Origin of the sequence: Nocardiopsis sp. NPDC007018 (genome assembly GCF_040635075.1) — a bacterium.
In the GTDB taxonomy this organism is placed as follows: Bacteria; Actinomycetota; Actinomycetes; order Streptosporangiales; family Streptosporangiaceae; genus Nocardiopsis.
The window spans coordinates 103569-122290 of the sequence record NZ_JBEYHA010000002.1 but is presented as its reverse complement, the minus strand read 5'-3'; the positions used below and the strand labels follow the sequence as shown (position 1 = coordinate 122290).

Here is an 18722-nt window from a genome sequence, read left to right as displayed (position 1 = left end):
GAACGGGAGACCACCACCGTGGCCACCAACGCAGCGAACACCTCCGACAACGCCGTCGGCACCCAGCGCGTCAAGCGCGGTATGGCCGAACAGCTCAAGAACGGCGTCATCATGGACGTCGTCACCCCCGAGCAGGCCAAGATCGCCGAGGACGCCGGCGCGGTCGCCGTCATGGCCCTGGAGCGGGTCCCCGCCGACATCCGCAGGGACGGCGGCGTCGCGCGCATGTCCGACCCCGACATGATCGACGGCATCGTCGAGGCGGTCTCCATCCCGGTCATGGCCAAGGTCCGGATCGGACACTTCGTCGAGGCCCAGGTCCTGGAGTCGCTCGGCGTGGACTTCGTCGACGAGTCCGAGGTCCTCACACCCGCCGACGAGGCGTACCACATCGACAAGTGGGCGTTCACCGTCCCGTTCGTCTGCGGGGCCACCAACCTCGGCGAGGCCCTGCGGCGGATCGCCGAGGGCGCCGCGATGATCCGCTCCAAGGGCGAGGCCGGGACCGGCAACGTCGTCGAGGCCACCCGGCACATGCGCTCGCTCCGCGGTGAGATCAGGCGGCTGGGCACCCTCGACGAGCCCGAGCTGTTCGGCGCGGCCAAGGAGCTGCGTGCCCCGTACGAGATCGTCAAGGAGGTCGCGCGCCTGGGCAAGCTGCCCGTTCCGCTGTTCTCCGCCGGAGGCGTGGCCACCCCCGCCGACGCCGCCCTCATGCGCCAGCTCGGTGCGGAGAGCGTCTTCGTGGGGTCGGGCATCTTCAAGTCCGGCGACCCGGCCAGGCGGGCCGACGCCATCGTGCAGGCCACCCTGCACTACGAGGACCCCGCGGTGATCGCCCGCGTCTCGCGCGGCCTGGGCGAGGCCATGGTCGGCATCAACCTGGACGAACTGTCGGACTCCCAGCGCTACGCCGCGCGCGGCTGGTAGACGTCCCGCCGACCACCGAACGCACGACGACGAGGCAGCACGTGACCGCCAACCCCACCATCGGTGTCCTCGCCCTCCAGGGCGACGTCGCCGAACACGTCCGGATGCTCGACGACCTCGGCGTGGCCACCGCGCGGGTGCTGTCCGCCGAACGGCTCGCCACCGTCGACGCGCTGGTGATCCCCGGCGGCGAGTCGACCACCATCTCCAAACTCGCCGTCCGCCACGGGCTGATGGGTCCGCTCCGCGAACGCGTCGCCCGGGGGATGCCCGTCTACGGGACGTGCGCGGGCATGATCATGCTGGCCGACCGGCTCCTCGGGGGAACCGCCGACCAGGAGACCCTCGGCGGTATCGACATGACCGTTCGCCGCAACGCCTTCGGGCGGCAGGCGGAGTCCTTCGAGACCGGGGTGCGGATCGACGGCGTCGGCGGCGACCCGTTCGACGCGGTGTTCATCCGCGCCCCGTGGGTGGAGTCGGTCGGACCGGGGGTGACGGTCCTCGGAAGCGTTAACGGAACGGGTGGGGCCGGTAGGATCGTCGCCGTACGACAGGGCGGCCTGATGGCGACGTCCTTCCATCCCGAACTGACCGGCGACACGCGTATCCACCGCCTCTTCGTCGACATCGCGAAAGGACATGCATGAGCGGCCACTCCAAGTGGGCCACCACCAAGCACAAGAAAGCCGTCATCGATGCCAAGCGCGGCAAGCTGTTCGCCAAGCTGATCAAGAACATCGAGGTGGCCGCGCGTACCGGTGGCGGGGACCCCGAAGGGAACCCGACGCTCTACGACGCCATCCAGAAGGCGAAGAAGAACTCGGTGCCCTCCGACAACATCGAGCGCGCCCGCAAGCGCGGCTCCGGTGAGGAGGCGGGCGGCGCCGAGTGGCAGACCATCATGTACGAGGGCTACGCCCCCGGCGGTGTGGCGCTGCTCGTGGAGTGCCTGACCGACAACCGCAACCGCGCCGCCTCCGAGGTGCGCGTGGCCGTCACCCGCAACGGCGGCAACATGGCCGACGCCGGCTCGGTGTCGTACATGTTCAACCGCAAGGGCGTCGTGATCGTGCCCAAGGAGGGCACCTCCGAGGACGACGTGACGATGGCGGTTCTCGAGGCCGGGGCGGAGGACGTCGAGGACATCGGCGAAGCCTTCGAGATCGTCTGCGAGGCCACCGACCTGGTCCAGGTCCGTACCGCGCTCCAGGAGGCGGGCATCGACTACGAGTCCGCCGACTCCAGCTTCCTGCCGACCATGGAGGTCCCGGTCGACGCCGAGGCCGCCAAGAAGGTCATGCGGGTGGTCGACGCGCTGGAGGACTCCGACGACGTCCAGAACGTCTTCACCAACGCCGACATCCCCGACGAGGTCATGGCCCAGCTCTGAGGCCGGGACCCGTCCGGGACCACGCGTGAACGCCCGTGGCCGCGTCCCCTCGGGGGACGCGGCCACGGGCGTTGCCGGGTCCGGTCAGGGCAGACGGCGCAGGACCTCGGCGGCGAACTCGTCGGTCCCCGCCTCGCCGCCCAGGTCGCGGGTGCGCACCCGGCCCTCGGCCAGGACGGCGCGGACCGCGTCCATCATCTGGCCGCCCGCCTCGGGGTGGCCGAGGTGGTCCAGCATCATCGACGCCGACCACAGCGCCCCCAGCGGGTTGGCCACGCCCTTGCCCGCGATGTCGGGGGCCGAGCCGTGCACCGGCTCGAACATGGAGGGGTAGTCGCGCTCCGGGTTGAGGTTGGCGGAGGGGGCGATCCCGATCCCGCCCGCGACCGCCGCGGCCAGGTCGCTGAGGATGTCGCCGAACAGGTTCGAGCCCACGATCACGTCGAACCGCGCCGGGTCCAGCACGATCTTGGCCGCCAGCGCGTCGATGTGCTCCTGGTCCCAGACCACGTCCGGGTGCAGTGCGGCCCGCTCGGCCACCAGCTCGTCCCAGAACGGCATGGTGTGCACGATCCCGTTGGACTTGGTGGCGGAGGTGAGCCGTCCGCCGCGCCGCTCGGCGAGGTCGAAGCCGTACTCCAGCACCCGCTCCACGCCGCGCCGGGTGAACACCGACTCCTGTACGGCCCGCTCGTCGGGGGTGCCGCGGTCGAAGCGGCCGCCCTCCCGGGAGTACTCGCCCTCGTTGTTCTCCCGCACCACCACGAAGTCCACCTCGCCCGGCAGCGCCCGGGCCACGGGGCTGGGCACGCCCTCCAGGACGGTGATCGGGCGCAGGTTGACGTACTGGTGGAACGCGCGGCGGATCGGGATCAGCAGGCCCCACAGGGAGACGTGGTCGGGCACGCCGGGCCAGCCGACCGCGCCGAGGAGGACGGCGTCGTGGTGGCGGATGCGGTCCAGGCCGTCCTCGGGCATCATCGCGCCGGTGTGCGCGTAGCGCTCGCACGACCAGTCGAACTCGTCGTAGGCGAGTGAGAGTCCGTGGTGGGCGGCCACCCGGTCCAGGACGGCGGTCGCGGGGGCGAGGACCTCGCCGCCGATGCCGTCGCCGGGGATCGTGGCGATGCGGTACTGCTTCATGGGTCTCCGTCGGGTGAGAGGTGGAGGGGGAGGGGCGGGGGCGCGGGGGTCAGGCCGTGGGGGCGGTTGCGGTCAGGAACGCGCGCAGGGACGCGGCGGTGGCCTCGGGCGCCTCCTCCGGCACGTAGTGGTCGCAGTCCAGGGCGTGCCCCCGCAGGTCGGAAGCGTAGGCGGACCAGGCGTCGGGGACGTCGGAGTGGCGTCCCACGAAGCTGTGCTCGCCCCACAGGAGCAGGACCGGGCACTCCAGGCGGCGCCCGGAGTCCTCCCGGTCGTGTTCGAGGTCGACGGTGGCGGCCGCCCGGTAGTCCTCGCAGGAGGCGTGGACGGCCGCCGGGTCGCTGAAGCAGCGCACGTACTCGTCCACGGCCGCCGGGTCGAAGGCGGACCCGCCGTGGTGGCGCGCGTTCATCCGGGTGCGGACCCAGAACCCCGGGTCCAGGCCGATCAGGTGTTCGGGGATGCCGTGGCCCGCCGTCAGGAAGAACCAGTGGTAGTAGCCCGAGGCGAACTCCGCGTCCGCGTGCTCGAACGCGTACCGGGTGGGCACCACGTCCAGGGCCGCGAAGGCGGACACCGCTTCGGGGTGGTCGAGGGCCAGCCGGTGCCCGACCCGAGCGCCGCGGTCGTGGCCCACGACCGCGAACCGGTCGAATCCGAGCCTGCGCATGAGGAGGTACTGGTCGCGGGCCATCGCCCGCTTGGAGTAGGTCAGGTGCAGGGGGTCGGAGGGAGGTTTGCCGCTGTCGCCGTAGCCCCGCAGGTCGGCGAGGACGACGCTGAACCCGTCGGCGAGGAGCGGGGCGACCCGGTGCCAGATCAGGTGGGTCTGCGGGTACCCGTGCAGGAACAGGACCGGGGGCCCCTCCCCGGCCGTGCGGACGTTGACGCGCAGTCCCTCGACCTCCACGCTGCTCCGGGCGAATCCGGGAAGTAGGCCGTCGTTCATGCCACGATCACAGCAGCCCGGCCCCGCGCGCGTCCAAGACCGGTTGCCGATAGCCCTGATAGGCGCCGCCTATAGGATCGGACGTGACGGGACGAAGCGGACGGGGGCTGCGGTGTGGACGTGCGACAACTGGAGTACTTCCTGGCCGTCGTCGACCACGGCGGCGTGAACCGCGCGGCCGCCGCGCTCCACCTGTCCCAGCCCTCCCTCTCCCAGGCCCTGCGGACCCTGGAGCGCGACCTGGGCAGCGACCTCTTCCACCGGATCGGTCGCCGCCTGGTGCTCAACGACTCCGGTCACGCGCTCGTCGGACCCGCCCGTGAGGCCGTGCGCGGGCTGGACCTGGCCCGATCGGCGGTGGAGGCGGTGCGCGGGCTGCGCCGGGGACGGGTGGACGTGGCGGCCCTGCCCACCCAGTCCATCGAACCGTTGACCGGGCTGGTGGCGGGCTTCACCGAACGCCACCCCGACGTGTCGGTGTCCATCCGGGGCGCCCTGACCAACCGCGACGCCGTGCAGATGGTCCGTACCGGCGCCTGCGAGCTCGGTGTGGTCGCGACCGGGGACCCGCTCGGAGACCCCGGGGTGGACGTCCTCCCGCTGGTCCGGCAGGCCTTCGTCCTCCTCGCGCCCGCGGACGGCCCCTTCCGCCCGGGAGTCCCCGTCCCGGCCGCCGCGCTGACCGGGCACCGCCTGATCGTCGGTCACGAGGGCTCGGGCATGCGCAGGTTCGCCGACCGCCTGCTGGCCGAGGGCCTGGACGCCCGCATCGTGGTGGAGAGCGAGCACCGGGTTTCGATCCTGCCCCTGGTCCTGGGCGGGGCCGGGCTGGCGGTGGTGACCGACGCCTGGCGCGGCCTGGCCGAACAGGCCGGGGCGCTCGTCCTGGACCTGGAGCCCACCGACCACCTGGACGTGGCCCTGATCAGCCGCCGCGGGCCGCTCACCGCCGCCGCCCGGGCCTTCGTCGACCACGCGGCCTCGGGGGCCTGAACCGCGCTCAGCCGGTCATGTCCAGCTGCGCGACGACCCGGGTCGGACGCAGACGCACGACCAGTTCGCCGGGGACCCCGTTGCGTCGGCCGAACTCCTCGGCCTGATCCTCACCCACGTACCTGCGGGCGATCTCGGTGGCGGTCCGGAGCAGCTCGCCGGGGTCCTCGGACACCTCGGCCACCCCCTGGACCTGTACGAAGCCGTACGGCGGTTCCTCACGGTCCACCACGAGCGTCACCCGGGGGTCGCGGGCCAGCGCCCGGCCCTTCGCGCTGTCGCGGCCGGTGTTGAACACCAGGTCGCCGCCGTCGACGACGAACCAGATCGGAGCCGCCAACGGGCGGCCGTCCTCGGCGGTGTAGGCCACCTTGCCCGTTCGCGTTCCGTACGTCAGGAAGTCGTGGACCTCGGGGTCAGTCAGGGAGCTCATGGCCCCAACGTAGGCCGCCTCCGACCGCTCCCCGGGGTCCGACACGCTCACGCGGTGGCGGGCAGGCGCCGGGGGAAGGGCCCCACCCGGGGCGCGCGTCGCACCGGAACGCGCGCGTCGGCCCGGGTCGGCCCCGAGAACACCGCCTCCAACGGCAGCCCGAGGGCGTCGGCGAGGGTGGCGGGCACCGGTCCGGGGACGGACTCCAGCACAGGACGCGCCGCGCCCAGGAGACCGGTCAGCCGAGCCTGGCGGGCCAGGTCCGGCGCGGTCCCCGGGGCGATCCGCACCGGGCGGCCGTCCGCCAGCTCGTACCCCACGCACCAGAGCGGGTCCCGCCCCAAGCGGGCGGGGGCGTCGGCGTGCGTGACCACCAGTGCGTCCACCCCCTCCGCAGCCTCCAGCGCGTACCGCAGGGCGACCAGGTCCAGGTGACCCACCCGGAACCCGCCCTGCCAGGGGCCGGTGCGGTTGTGGCGGTCGGCCAGGCGCTCCGTGAGCAGGGCGTCCTCGGTCACCAGGGGCCCCGCTCCGTGCCGGGTGGCGAAGGTCCGGGTCACCCCGAGCCGCCGTGCCCGGCCCTCCATCCCCGCCTCCGCCAGCAGTGCCAACGGGTTCACGGAGGTGGTCGTGGACCAGGTCGTGTACGGGTGGAAGCCGTGCCACTCGTCCAGCAGCACCCCCTGGGCCCCCTCGAAGACCACCGGTGTCCGGGCCAGCAGCCGGGGCAGGTACCGCTCGTCCACCAGCTCCACCCGGTCGGCGAACGCCCGGTAGGCCTCCACGCAGACGCCGGGGTCGGGAAGGCGTTCGGCCGCCCCGGCGCCGGAAACGGCGGCCTCGCCGCCGCCCGGCCGGTCCGGACCGCTCGGCGCGGTCAGGACCGGCTCCAGCCGCTCGGCCAGCAGGTCGAGCTTGCGGCGGAGCACCACGGGGGTCGCGCAGTCGCCCGCCGTGGGGGCGTCGTCCGGGTACTCCAGGGCGTAGGCCGCCGTCTCGCCCACGCCCATCCCGCACGATCCGTGCCGGTCGCGGCCCCGCGCCCGCTCCCGGGCGCGGTTGGCGGCCGCGTGCCACGGGGTGCTCACCAGAGCGCGCCGATCCACCGTGACCAGGGAGAACGGGTCGGCCACCCCCAGACCGGCCAGGTGTTCGGCCTCGGCCGCCAGCGCGAAGGGGTCCACCACCACGAACCGGGACAGGTGGGTCGGCACCGGGCCACCCGGGGCGAGCGTGCCCGCCCCGAACTGCGCGAACGTGTGGTGCCGCCCGTCCGGGGCGACCACGTTGTGGCCCGCCTGGGCGCCGCCGTTGGCGCGCACCACCGCTCCGTACCCGCCGCCCGCGCACAGCAGGTCCACGGTCACGCCCTTGCCCGCGTCGCCGAACCCCAGGTCCACGACGATCGTGTGTTCGGCGTCGCGCGCCCTCGGCCCGCTCACAGCCGTTCCACCCCCGGGCCCTCGCCGGCCAGCTCCTCCAGGGCGGTGGCGGGCACGACCGCGCCGCGCTCGCGGGCCAGCGGCCGCAGCGCCCGACCGACCACGTCGGCCTGGTCGGAACCGGCGTCGGCCAGGTCCCGCAGACCCTCCTCCAGGTCGATGGCCTCCTCGCCCAGCCCCACCGTGACCGCGATCGTCTCGCAGACCGCGTCGAGGTCGTCCAGCAGGACGAGGTTCTGGCCCAGGTGCCGCCTCCAGAACTCCCGGACCCGGTCGTTGCCGAAGTGGTGGCTGCCGGTGGGCATGAGGAAGTACACCTCGTACTTGCGCCGCAGCTCGTCCAGGATCGCCGGGAGGGAGACGTCCTCGGCGAGGTCGTCTCCGACCACGTCACGGACCTCGCGCGCCTTGACCGCGCCGTAGGCCATCTCGTCCCCGACGATGAACAGGTAGCCGCGCCTGCCCCGCTTCTCCAGGCAGTCCAGGGCGGTGTGGCGCGCCATGAAGTACATGGCCAGTTCGTAGGACTCGGTCATCTGGCCTCCGCCCCCGCCCTCCAGCAGGATGTTGCCGAGGTCGTCCTCCAGCTCGTTGCCGGACTCGAACTGGCCGATCTGGAGGGGGACGCGGTCGCAGGTGGCGTCGCCGATCGCGCCGAACAGGATCTGCGGGTCCTGCACGTACCCCCGGCGCAGCAGCAGCCCGAACAGGTCGGGGAGCTTGGCCTGGAGGGAACGGGGCACACGCCCCATGGAACCGGTGACGTCGAAGAGCACCGAGACGGCGAGCGAGTTCGGGTGGGCGTCGGAGTCGCGGCTCTCGCGGACGGTGACGCCGTGCGGGTCGAGTGACGGGTGGGCCCGCCACTGGTCGCGCGGTGTGCCGGTGACGTCGTCGTGGTAGTCGAAGCCGCTGCTTCCGGCGGAGGACTGGTAGGCCCGTCGGGCGCGGTAGGCGTCGGTGGACCAGCTGCTGCTTCCCATGGTGGTCTCCTCGTGGCGTGGCGTGGCGTGGCGTGGCGTGGCGTGGCGTGGCGTGGCGTGGCGTGGGGTCTGGGGGAGGGGGTCTGCGGATCGGTGCGGGGGATGGCGCGCGGCGTCCGGGCAACGGGCCGGGTCAGCCGGGCATGGAGAAGGGCCGGAACCGGCGCGGTCCGAAACAGCGCTCCAGCGCGCGGTCCACTTCGCCCAGCAGGGCGAACGCGTCCGCGGGCCGCCGTTCGGGCGAGGGGAGCGTGCACCCCCGTGCCAGGGCGAGCAGCGGCCCGGGCAGGCGGCCGCCGGTCACGAACTCCACGCAGCGGGTGGCCATGTACACGTCCGTGGCGGGAACGGCGGGGCACCGGTCGGCGACCTCGGGAGGGTAGGTGTCACGGCGGTGCGGCACCATCGCCGGGACGTGCGGCGCGGTGCGCGACGAGGCGAAGGTGACGGAGTAGCACCAGTCCACGAGCACCAGTCCGTGCTGTTCCGGGTGGATGAGCACGTGCTCGGGGATGACCGCCCCGTGCACGACCCCGGCTCCGTGCGCGTTGCCGAGCGCGACGAGGAGCCGCCGCCACATCCAGGCGGCGTCGCGCGGGTCGATCCCCTCGGGGCGGGCCCGTCGCACCTCGGCCAGGCTATGGAAGCCGGTGAGGCGGTCCAGCACGTTGCCGCGCCGCTCCACTCCGGTGGCCGCGTCCCGGTGGCGCAGTGACTCCACCAGCCGGGGTACGAAGGCGCGGTATCGCTCCTGGCCGTGTTCGCGGACGCGGCGCAGCGCGGTGGCCTCGGCCAGGACCAGGTCGTTGTCGCGCGGGGCCCGGGGGAGCTTGAGCACCCCGTCGTGCCAGCCGCCGCCGGGGGCGGCGGGGTCGTCCCCCCTCCACCGCAACGGGTGCAGGTCGGCCACGTCGCCGCTGGCCAGGGGACCTCCCCGGCTCACGTGGTAGGTCCGCTCCCGGGTCACCAGCGTCACGTCGTCGAGGCCGGGGCCGCCCTCGGCGGCCCTCCGGTAGCGCCGCCACGCCTCGGTGAGCCGGGTGAACCCGTCCGCGGCCTCGGCCGCGCGGAGCGGGGGCGCGGTGTCCGGATGCAGCCGCCGCGCCAGGCGACGGTACGCGGAGGCGGCGGCCGCGGGGAGGGGGCCGCCGTCGACCGGCACGGGGCCGAACAGGTCGGTGGGGTCGGCTGCGAGGCCGACCTCGCGCAGGGCCTCGTCGAGTCCGTCCCGGGGGTCTCCTCCGGTGTCCACTGTGCTCCCCTCACCCGTGCTCGCGGTCGTCGTGTCCTCGTCGGTTCCGTGCCCCAGGGGCCCTCTCACGGGGCGCCGCGCAACAGCGGCGGGTGGAGCAGGGCCGCGCCGCCCGCCCGGTACAGCCGGGCCCGCCGCCCGCCCCCCGCGCCGCCGCGCTCGGCCAGTGCGCCGGTGTCCTCCACGAACCCCGGGGTGGCCTGGATCTTGCGGTGGAAGTTGGCGGCGTGCAGGGTGCGCCCCCAGACCGCCTCGTACACACCGCGCAGGGCGGAGACGGTGAACGTGCTCGGAAGGAAGGCCGTGGCCAGGGAGGTGTACTCCAGCTTGGAGCGGGCGCGTTCGATCGCGTCGCCGAGTACGCGGGCGTGGTCGAACGCGAGTTCGTACCGTTCCCGGGCCCCGTCCCCGTGGCCGAGCGCGGTCCACGGCACCCACGCGGCCTCGGCGGTGTCGCGGCCGGTGCGCGGGTCGGGCAGGTCGGGCGCGAGCACCATGTACGCCACCGAGACCACCCGCATACGCGGGTCGCGGTCGATCGCCCCGTAGGTGCCGAGCTGCTCCAGGTGGAGTTCGGCGGGCAGGGGGGTCTTCTCCGTGAGCACGCGCAGGGCGGCGTCGGGCAGGTCGGGGTCGGCCGGTCCGTTCGGTCCGTCCTGGGCCCGGACGAACCCGCCGGGCAGAGCCCACCGTCCGTTCTGGGGCTGCTGGCCGCGTCGGCCGAGCAGGACGTGGGGGACCGTGTCGCGGATGGTGAGCGCCACCACGTCGACCGTTACGGCGACGGGGGCGAACGCGTGCGGGTCGTACCCGGCGAGGAACCTGCGCTCGTCGTCGGCGTCGTGCTCCCGGCCGTGTGGCGTGTCGGCCGGTCCGTCGATCCCCTCGGACACCGCGCCTCCCAAGTTGTTCTCATTATGAGTTTTTCTCGATCTGAGATGAACATAGCACCGTTCGGGCTCCGCGTCCACCCCCGAGGCCCGCGCGGGCCCGACACGCCGCGCACGGCGGCCGATCCGTCGGTGCCCGCCGCTAGCATGGTGCGAACGGGCGTTCGAGACCGGCGGCCGCTGGACGACGAGACGAAGGACCGGGTGGCGACGTGCGCGTGCTGGGGATCGACCCGGGGCTGACCCGCTGCGGCGTCGGCGCCGTGGAGGGAGCCATCGGCCGCCCACTGCGCCTGCTGGCCGCCGACGCGATCCGCACCGGTCCCGACACGCCGCTCCCGCAGCGCCTGGTCGAGGTCGAGCGCGGCATCGAGCAGTGGCTGGACACCTACGAACCCGACGCCGTCGCCGTCGAACGCGTCTTCGCCCAGCACAACCTCAGCACCGTCATGGGAACCGCCCAGGCCAGCGGTATCGCCCTGGTCTGCGCCGCCCGGCGCGGCCTGCCCGTGGCCACCCACACGCCCAGCGAGGCCAAGGCCGCCATCACCGGCAGCGGCCGCGCCGACAAGAAGCAGGTCGGCGGTATGGTCGCGCGTATCCTCGGACTCGACGGGCCGCCGAAACCGGCCGACGCCGCGGACGCCGTGGCCCTGGCCATCTGCCACATCTGGCGCGGCGGGGCCCAGGCCCGGGTCGCCCAGGCCCAACAGGACTTCGCCCGCAAGGTGGAACTGGCCCGCCGCGCACGCGGCCGCTGACACCGCCGCGCGGTCGGGCCCGCGCGACCCCACCGCCCCCAGGAAGGAGACGGGCACCCCTCCCGGTGTCCACACCAGATGATCGCGTTCCTCACCGGCCGGGTGGCCGCACGCGGCGCGACCAGCGCCGTCATCGACGTCGGCGGGGTCGGCATGACCGTGCGGTGCACCCCCGCGGCCCTCTCCCGGCTCCACGTGGGGGAGGAGGGCACCGTCGCCACCAGCCTCGTCGTACGCGAGGACTCCCTCACCCTCTTCGGTTTCGCCGACGACGACGAGCGCACCCTCTTCGAACAGGTCCAGACCGCCTCGGGTATCGGGCCCCGGATCGCCCTGGCCATGCTCGCCGTGCACAGTCCCGACAGCCTCCGCCAGGCCGTGGCCACCGAGGACACGGCCGCGCTGACCCGCGTTCCGGGCATCGGCAAGAAGGGCGCCCAACGCATCGTCCTCGAACTGCGCGGCAAGCTCGACGCCCCGGTCACGACCGACGGCACCCTGCCCCCCGTCGACACCGCCGCGGGTGCCGCCCCCAACGACGCCTGGCGCGGACAGGTCGTCTCCGGTCTGGTCAACCTCGGATGGTCGGCCAGGGACGCCGAGGCCGCGGCCTCGGCGGTCGCCGCCGAGGCCGAGGACACCAACGACGTCGCCGTCCTGCTGCGCAGTGCCCTGCGCAGGCTCAGCCGCGCCTAGCCGCCACCGGAACCGGAGGGGAGAACACCCGTGTACGAGCGTGACGCCGTCTCGCCCGAGGCAGACGTCGAGGAGCACCAGATCGAGGGAGCGCTGCGCCCGAAGAACCTGGACGAGTTCGTCGGCCAGCACCGGGTGCGCGAACAGCTCTCCCTGGTCCTGCACAGCGCCCAGCGCCGGGGCCGGGCACCGGACCACATCCTCATGTCCGGCGGCCCGGGCCTGGGCAAGACCACCCTGGCCATGATCATCGCCGCCGAACTCGGCGCGCCGCTGCGCATCACCTCGGGCCCGGCGATCGAACGCTCCGGCGACCTCGCCGCCGTGCTGTCCACGCTCCAGGAGGGAGAGGTCCTCTTCCTCGACGAGATCCACCGCATGGCCCGGCCCGCCGAGGAGATGCTCTACGTCGCCATGGAGGACTTCAGGGTGGACGTCGTGGTCGGCAAGGGCCCCGGCGCCACCGCGATTCCCCTCGACATCGCCCCGTTCACCCTGGTCGGGGCGACCACACGGGCGGGTATGCTCCCGGCGCCGCTGCGCGACCGCTTCGGCTTCACCGCGCACATGGACTTCTACGAGCCCGACGAACTGGAGCTGATCCTCCACCGCTCGGCCGGGCTCCTCGGCGCCCCGCTGGAGGGCGACGCCGCCGCGGAGATCGCCGGACGCTCGCGCGGCACGCCCCGGATCGCCAACCGCCTCCTGCGGCGCGTGCGCGACTACGCCGAGGTACGCGGCGGAGGCCGCCTCACCCTGGACAACGCCAGGGCGGCGCTGGAGCTCTACGAGGTGGACGCCCTGGGACTGGACCGCCTGGACCGGGCCATCCTGGACGTGCTCATGAACCGCTTCCGGGGCGGCCCCGTCGGTCTGTCCACGCTCGCGGTGTCCGTGGGGGAGGAGGCCGAGACCGTGGAGGTGGTCGCCGAACCCTTCCTCGTCCGCTCCGGGTTCCTCGCCCGCACCCCTCGCGGCCGGGTGGCCACCCCGATGGCCTGGGCGCACATGGGGCTCACCCCGCCCCCCGACGCCGCCTTCGGCGCGGCCGCGCCCGCCGCCAACGGCTCCGGCACGGCCGGCCAGGGCACCGCGGGCCCCTGACCTGGCGTGTGCGCGAACCGGGTCCGAACCGTTAGCGCTCCGACCCCGGGCGGTGGGCCGCCGGTGACCGGCGCCACGTAAACTGGGGTGAACCAGCCAGGACGGGGCGAGCGCCCCGTGTGGTGTCGTCGGACACCGGCGGAACGAGTTGGCCCTCCTGCGCGTTGTACGCGTCGGGACGACTCCGGCCGCCGAGGTCGGTCGGCCCGAGAAGGTGGTCGTCGCGGTGTCGGAGCCGACAGACGTCGGCCACAGGAAACGTCAGGAAGGACGCCCCCGTGCAGGGCATTTACACTCTCGCCGACGCGGCCCAGCAGGAGGGCAGCATCTTCAGCATGATGCTCCCGTTCGTGCTGATCCTCCTGGTCTTCTGGCTCCTCTTCTGGCGCCCGAACCAGAAGCGCCGCCAGCAGGAGACGCAGATGCAGAGCTCGCTGGTCCCCGGTGTGGAGGTCATGACCAAGGCGGGTATCTTCGCCACGGTGGTGGAGGTCCACGACCAGGACGTGCTGCTGGAGATCTCCCCCGGCACCCGGATCAGGATGCTGAAGGCCGGTGTCGGCGAGGTCATCACGCCCGCCGCCGACGACACTCCCGTCGAGGACCGTCCCGACTTCGGCGACGACGACAAGCCCAAGGGTTAACCGGGCCGGGCGCCGTCGCGCGCCCCGGCTCAGCACAGACTCCGTACCGGCCCCCACCGGGGGCCGGTACCGCTGTTTTCCGGCCACCGACCCGCGCCGGCCCGGGCCGCCGCCCGACCGGACCCACGACAGAAGGCCCCGCCCCACCATGTCCCACACCGCGACCCCGGACGTCCCGGACGCCGCCGACCTCGCCCTGATCGAGGCGCACATCCGCGACGTCCCCGACTTCCCGCACCCGGGCATCCTGTTCAAGGACATCACGCCCCTGCTCAACCACCCGGAAGCGTTCGCCGCGACGGTGCGCGCGCTGGCCGCGCCCTACGCCGACAGCGGCGTCGACCACGTCGTCGGCCTGGAGGCGCGCGGGTTCATCTTCGGCGCGCCCGTCGCGATGGCGCTCGGCGCGGGATTCGTTCCGGCGCGCAAAGCGGGGAAACTGCCCTCGGACACCATCGACCAGGCCTATGATCTGGAGTACGGCACCGCGACCGTCGAGATTCACGCCGACGCGATCACCCCGGGCGGCCGTGTGCTCGTCGTCGACGACGTCCTCGCCACCGGCGGGACCGGCAGGGCCGCGGTGGACCTGGTCCGCAAGGCGGGTGGTACGGTCGTGGGATTCTCCGTCCTGATGGAGCTCTCCGCGCTGCGGGGACGGGAGAAGATGCCCGACGTGGAGCCGCGCACCCTCCTTTCGGTCTGAGGCCGACCCTGCCCGGCTGTCGCCCTTTCGGGGGAATAGCTCGAGCACCCGTCCTTGTTGACGTACTCCGGCACTCGGTGTGACGTTCCTGGTGGTCCGTGTCACCGGGCGTACCCGCGGGCCGGTGCCCGGACAGGAGGGGCCGGACCGCTCCCCGCGCAGGTGGGGACGGTCCCACTAGACTGGCGGGAGAGGGGACCGCGGCGGCCGCGTCAACGACTGGCCCTGATGACACGCACGTGCACCGGAGGCGAGCCGGACGGCGACGTCGGCTCCACCGGGAGGAACCGCGGGAGGTAGGCATGCCAAGCGAAGTGGTCTCGACCGGGGCGGTGTCCGAGCAGGGGCCGGGCCGCCGGACCCCCGAGGCGCCCACGGCCGCCACCCCCCAGGAACCCGCCGCGCGCGCGGAGCACGCGGACGAGCGCGGTGCGCAGACCGCCGACAGACCACGGAAGGACCGCCCGGAGGGCGCCGCGCGGGACGCGGCGCCCTCCGACGTCTCGGGGCCGGGAGCCCCCGGGGCGGCGGCCGCCACCACACCCTCCACCGTGCGAGTACGCCGAAGGCTCGCCCGACTCGGGGCCCAGCGGGGAGTGACGATGAACCCGGTGCTCGAACCACTGATCAAGACCGTGCGCGCCACCCATCCCAAGGTGGACGTGCGGCTGATCGAACGGGCCTACGAGGTCGCGGCCCACCATCATCGCCACCAGAAGCGCAAAAGCGGCGACCCCTACATCACGCACCCGCTCGCCGTCGCCACCATCCTCGCCGAGCTCGGCATGCAGGAGGCCACCCTGGCCGCCGCGCTCCTGCACGACACCGTCGAGGACACCGACTACTCCCTCGACGAGCTCCGCGCGGACTTCGGCGACGAGATCGCCGAGCTGGTCGACGGGGTCACCAAGCTCGACAAGGTCAAGTACGGCGAGGCCACCCAGGCCGAGACGGTCCGCAAGATGGTCGTGGCGATGGCCCGCGACATCCGCGTCCTGGTCATCAAGCTGTGCGACCGCCTCCACAACATGCGCACCCTGCGTTACCTCCCGGCCCGGGCCAAGCGGGAGAAGAAGGCGCGCGAGACGCTGGAGATCTTCGCCCCGCTCGCTCACCGCCTGGGCATGAACACCATCAAGTGGGAGCTGGAGGACCTCGCGTTCGCCACCCTGTATCCCAAACGGTTCGACGAGATCGCCCGACTCGTCTCCGAGCGGGCCCCCCGTCGCGACGTGTACCTCCAGGAGGTCATCGAGGCGGTCTCGGCCGACCTGCGCGAGTCCAAGCTCAAGGCGACCGTGCGCGGACGGCCCAAGCACTACTACTCGATCTACCAGAAGATGATCGCCCGCAACGTGGGCTTCGACGAGATCTACGACCTGATCGCGGTACGGGTCCTGGTGGACAGCGTCCGGGACTGCTACGCGGCCCTGGGCACGATCCACGCGCGGTGGAATCCGGTGCCGGGCCGGTTCAAGGACTACATCGCGATGCCCAAGTTCAACATGTACCAGTCGCTGCACACGACGGTCATCGGCCCCTCCGGCAACCCGGTCGAACTCCAGATCCGCACCCGGGCCATGCACCGCCGCGCCGAGTACGGCATCGCCGCGCACTGGAAGTACAAGGAGGACCGCAACTCGGCCGGGACCGAGGCCAGGTCCAAGGGCAGCACCGACATGCAGTGGCTGCGCCAGCTCATCGACTGGCAGCAGGAGACCAAGGACCCGGGCGAGTTCCTGGAGTCGCTGCGCTTCGACCTGTCCGTGCAGGAGGTGTTCGTCTTCACCCCCGGCGGCGACGTCATCTCGCTTCCGCAGGGGGCCACGGCCGTCGACTTCGCGTACGCCGTGCACACCGAGGTCGGCCACCGCACCGTGGGCGCCCGGATCAACGGCCGCCTCGTGCCGCTGGAGAACGAGCTGCACAACGGCGAGACCGTGGAGATCCTCACCTCCAAGGACCCCGACGCCGGGCCCAGCCGCGACTGGCTCAACTTCGTCAAGAGCGCCCGCGCCCGCAACAAGATCCGGCACTGGTTCACCAAGGAGCGCCGCGAGGCCGCGATCGAGCAGGGCAAGGACGAGATCGCCAAGTTCATGCGCAAGCAGGAGCTGCCGGTCAAACGCCTGTTCAACGGCGAGGCCATCATCGCCCTCGCCCGCGACCTGAGGTATCCGGACGTCGACTCGCTGTACGCGGCGGTGGGCGAGCGCCAGGTCAGCGCCCAGAGCGTGGTCGGCAAGCTCGTGGAGTCGATGGGCGGGCTGGACAGCCACACCGAGGACCTGGCGGAGTCGTCGCTGCCGACCCGCGCGGGCGGCACCCGCCAGCGGGCGGGCAACCCCGGCGTGGTGGTGGCCGGGGGCGACGCCGATGTGTGGGCCCGGCTGTCCAAGTGTTGTACGCCGGTGCCCGGCGACGAGATCGTCGGGTTCGTGACCCGGGGCAACGGGGTCTCGGTGCACCGCGCTGACTGCGTCAACGCCGCCAGCCTGGACCGCGAGCGCATGGTGGACGTGGAGTGGCGTCCCACCGAGGACTCCATGTTCCTGGTGGCGCTGCACGTGGAGGCCCTGGACCGCTCCCGGCTGCTGTCCGACATCACCCGGGTGCTCTCCGACCAGCACGTCAACATCCTGTCCGCGACGGTGCAGACCAGCCGGGACCGGGTGGCGCAGAGCCGCTTCACCTTCGAGATGGCCGACCCCACCCACCTGGGCAGCGTGCTGCGCGCGGTGCGCGGAGTGGACGGGGTCTACGACGTCTTCCGCGTCCGCAACTGACCGGCCTCCCCGAGCGGGCCGACCGGGCCCGAAAACCGGTGGATGCGGTGCGGTTCCCGGCGCTAGCGTGTGCGCCTGGCACCGCACCGACGGAAGGCAGCCCCCCATCATGCTCGACATCCGCCCGTTCCTGTCCCGGGACGCGCGTCCCCTGGAGGAGCTGGCCCGGCGCCTGTGGCCCGCGGCCCCGCACCCGGGCGGGCTCGGCTGGAAGCTGGCCATCGAGGACTTCACCGCCGACAACACCATCGTGGCCGAACGCGACGGCGCTCTGGCCGGTTGGGCCGTCGTCGAGGGCCCCAACGTCCTTCAGCGCCTGGCGACGATCTCGCTCGTGGGCGCCTCCGACGACCCCGGCGCCGGGGCCGCCCTGCTGGAGCGCGTCCTGGAGCGGACCGGCGACGCCGCCCTGGAGCTCCTGGTGTTCGAGGGCGACCCCGTGCTCCGCGACCTGGCCGAGGCCGCCGGGTTCACCCTTGGCGACGCCAACGTCTTCGGCGAGTGGATGGGCCGCGCCGCCACAGAGGAGGAGATCCGCCTGCCCGACGGCTACCTGATCCGCCCCGTGCGCGAGGGCGAGGAGGACGCCCGGGTGGAGTGCCACCGCGCCGCCTGGAAGCCCTCCGACCTGCCCTGGCCCGGACGCGAGTTCGACCCCGCGCTGAACAGCCGGTTCAGCCGCGAACGCTACGACAACACCCGCGCCTCCCTGCTGTACGACCCCGAACTCGACCTGGTCGTGGAGGCCCCGGACGGTTCTCTGGCCGCCTGCTGCGTGGTGTGGTGGGACGCCGAGAACCGCTGCTCGGAGATCGAACCCCTCGGGGTGGTGCCCGCGCACCGGCGCCGGGGCCTGGCCGTCGCGCTCGCCCTCACCGCGTGCGCCCTGACCGCCAGGCGCGGCGGGGACCGGGTCTACATCAACACCACCCCCAACGAGTCCTACCCCACCCCGGCCCGGACCTACGCCACCGTCGGCTACGCGGTGGCCGACCGGGGCACGGCCCTGACCCGCCCCGCGCGCTGACCCGCGACGGAGCCCCGGCCCCCCGACCAGGGGAACCGGGGCTCCGTGCGCCTCACCGGCGCGGGGCTACAGCCGGATCGTCGTGGACCGCACGATCCGAAAGACCGGGTGCCGGTCGGCCTCGGCCTCGAACGCCTCCTCCGGCGCCTCCGGAGGGGCGTCGAAATACGGTCCCACCACCGCGGAACGCGGGTGGTCCAGGTACTCCTTGAGCACCGGCGCCGCCTCGCCCGGGCCCAGCTCCACCACGCTCACCAGCTCGATCCAGCCGCCCTGGCGCAGGGTCGCGAAACCGTCCTTGCGGAGGTTGCGCACCCAGTCGACCTCCCCGTACGGGGAGACCAGGTAGCGGCCGCTCTCACTGTCCAGGACGATGAGCGGGATGGTGCGCAGGAAGCCGGAGGTGCGCCCACGCGTGGTGAGCAGGTGCAGCTCGGGCGGGCAGGCCCCGTACTTGACGAACCCGCTGACGAAGGCGTTGGCGGTGCGCCGCAGTTTCGTCATCTCGAACCGCTTCGTCGGTTCGTTCACCATCTTCGGCAACTCCCTCGTTCGGATGTTCCCATTGTGAGGGTTGCCGGCCGCCGATG

The 18722-nt window shown here is 73.0% G+C and carries 19 protein-coding genes; 11 read left to right on the top strand and 8 right to left on the bottom strand.

The window, feature by feature from the left end; genetic code table 11:
* The first annotated feature begins 18 nt into the window (after window positions 1–18).
* Genes pdxS through ABZ635_RS01590 form a run of 3 tightly spaced genes read left to right on the top strand, consistent with a single transcriptional unit; the run spans window position 19 to window position 2323 of the window.
* The gene (pdxS, locus tag ABZ635_RS01600) at window positions 19–930 is read left to right on the top strand and encodes a pyridoxal 5'-phosphate synthase lyase subunit PdxS (RefSeq protein ID WP_357757210.1); all 912 of its coding nucleotides are present in this window, start codon (window positions 19–21) and stop codon (window positions 928–930) included.
* A gap of 41 nt (window positions 931–971) precedes the next feature.
* Window positions 972–1580 carry a pyridoxal 5'-phosphate synthase glutaminase subunit PdxT gene (pdxT, locus tag ABZ635_RS01595; RefSeq protein WP_357757207.1) on the top strand — a complete coding sequence of 203 codons (609 nt, stop codon included), beginning with the start codon at window positions 972–974 and terminating at the stop codon, window positions 1578–1580.
* On the top strand, window positions 1577–2323 hold the full coding sequence (locus tag ABZ635_RS01590) for a YebC/PmpR family DNA-binding transcriptional regulator (RefSeq protein ID WP_357757204.1): 747 nt from the start codon (window positions 1577–1579) through the stop codon (window positions 2321–2323). The genes pdxT and ABZ635_RS01590 overlap by 4 nt, the downstream gene beginning before the upstream one ends.
* A gap of 84 nt (window positions 2324–2407) precedes the next feature.
* Here the strand turns inward: ABZ635_RS01590 and ABZ635_RS01585 are convergent, their stop codons facing one another.
* Both ABZ635_RS01585 and ABZ635_RS01580 read right to left on the bottom strand, forming a co-directional pair.
* Window positions 2408–3466 (bottom strand): tartrate dehydrogenase, encoded by a 1059-nt coding sequence (locus tag ABZ635_RS01585; protein WP_357757202.1) that lies wholly within the window; start codon window positions 3464–3466, stop codon window positions 2408–2410.
* A gap of 49 nt (window positions 3467–3515) precedes the next feature.
* Entirely contained in the window at window positions 3516–4415 is a 900-nt protein-coding gene (locus tag ABZ635_RS01580) for an alpha/beta hydrolase (RefSeq protein ID WP_357757199.1), read from the bottom strand.
* Between the two features lie 120 nt (window positions 4416–4535).
* On the opposite strand from ABZ635_RS01580, the gene ABZ635_RS01575 reads away from it, so the two are divergent.
* Window positions 4536–5408, top strand: coding sequence for a LysR substrate-binding domain-containing protein (locus ABZ635_RS01575; protein WP_357757196.1), 873 nt, complete (start codon window positions 4536–4538; stop codon window positions 5406–5408).
* A gap of 7 nt (window positions 5409–5415) precedes the next feature.
* On the opposite strand, the gene ABZ635_RS01570 is transcribed toward ABZ635_RS01575, so the two are convergent.
* The 5 genes from ABZ635_RS01570 to ABZ635_RS01550 form a co-directional block, all read right to left on the bottom strand.
* Window positions 5416–5841, bottom strand: coding sequence for a PPOX class F420-dependent oxidoreductase (locus ABZ635_RS01570; protein WP_357757194.1), 426 nt, complete (start codon window positions 5839–5841; stop codon window positions 5416–5418).
* Between the two features lie 47 nt (window positions 5842–5888).
* The gene (locus ABZ635_RS01565) at window positions 5889–7283 is read right to left on the bottom strand and encodes an adenylosuccinate synthetase (RefSeq protein WP_357757191.1); all 1395 of its coding nucleotides are present in this window, start codon (window positions 7281–7283) and stop codon (window positions 5889–5891) included.
* Window positions 7280–8266 carry a hypothetical protein gene (locus tag ABZ635_RS01560; RefSeq protein ID WP_357757188.1) on the bottom strand — a complete coding sequence of 329 codons (987 nt, stop codon included), beginning with the start codon at window positions 8264–8266 and terminating at the stop codon, window positions 7280–7282. The genes ABZ635_RS01565 and ABZ635_RS01560 overlap by 4 nt, the downstream gene beginning before the upstream one ends.
* A 133-nt stretch (window positions 8267–8399) precedes the next feature.
* A complete protein-coding gene (locus ABZ635_RS01555; RefSeq protein WP_357757185.1) occupies window positions 8400–9518 on the bottom strand; it encodes a molecular chaperone DnaJ in 1119 nt (372 codons plus the stop codon).
* 65 nt (window positions 9519–9583) lie between these two features.
* Window positions 9584–10411 carry an NUDIX hydrolase gene (locus ABZ635_RS01550; protein ID WP_357757182.1) on the bottom strand — a complete coding sequence of 276 codons (828 nt, stop codon included), beginning with the start codon at window positions 10409–10411 and terminating at the stop codon, window positions 9584–9586.
* A 209-nt stretch (window positions 10412–10620) separates the two neighbouring features.
* Between ABZ635_RS01550 and ruvC the strand changes: the two genes are divergently transcribed.
* From ruvC to ABZ635_RS01515, 7 genes are all read left to right on the top strand, one after another.
* Window positions 10621–11169, top strand: a complete 549-nt coding sequence (gene ruvC, locus ABZ635_RS01545) for a crossover junction endodeoxyribonuclease RuvC (RefSeq protein ID WP_357757180.1) — start codon at window positions 10621–10623, stop codon at window positions 11167–11169.
* A 78-nt stretch (window positions 11170–11247) separates the two neighbouring features.
* Entirely contained in the window at window positions 11248–11865 is a 618-nt protein-coding gene (gene ruvA, locus ABZ635_RS01540) for a Holliday junction branch migration protein RuvA (RefSeq protein WP_357757177.1), read from the top strand.
* 30 nt (window positions 11866–11895) lie between these two features.
* Window positions 11896–12969 (top strand): Holliday junction branch migration DNA helicase RuvB, encoded by a 1074-nt coding sequence (gene ruvB / locus ABZ635_RS01535; protein WP_357757175.1) that lies wholly within the window; start codon window positions 11896–11898, stop codon window positions 12967–12969.
* A gap of 278 nt (window positions 12970–13247) precedes the next feature.
* Entirely contained in the window at window positions 13248–13613 is a 366-nt protein-coding gene (gene yajC, locus ABZ635_RS01530) for a preprotein translocase subunit YajC (protein WP_357757172.1), read from the top strand.
* 148 nt (window positions 13614–13761) lie between these two features.
* Window positions 13762–14319, top strand: a complete 558-nt coding sequence (locus ABZ635_RS01525; RefSeq protein ID WP_357757170.1) for an adenine phosphoribosyltransferase — start codon at window positions 13762–13764, stop codon at window positions 14317–14319.
* Window positions 14320–14921: 602 nt separating this feature from the next.
* Window positions 14922–17105, top strand: a complete 2184-nt coding sequence (locus tag ABZ635_RS01520; RefSeq protein ID WP_357757400.1) for a bifunctional (p)ppGpp synthetase/guanosine-3',5'-bis(diphosphate) 3'-pyrophosphohydrolase — start codon at window positions 14922–14924, stop codon at window positions 17103–17105.
* Window positions 17106–17214: 109 nt separating this feature from the next.
* Entirely contained in the window at window positions 17215–18132 is a 918-nt protein-coding gene (locus ABZ635_RS01515) for a GNAT family N-acetyltransferase (RefSeq protein WP_357757167.1), read from the top strand.
* Window positions 18133–18198: 66 nt separating this feature from the next.
* Here the strand turns inward: ABZ635_RS01515 and ABZ635_RS01510 are convergent, their stop codons facing one another.
* Complete coding sequence (locus tag ABZ635_RS01510) at window positions 18199–18666, bottom strand: nitroreductase/quinone reductase family protein (RefSeq protein WP_357757164.1); 468 nt, start codon at window positions 18664–18666, stop codon at window positions 18199–18201.
* Window positions 18667–18722 lie beyond the last annotated feature (56 nt).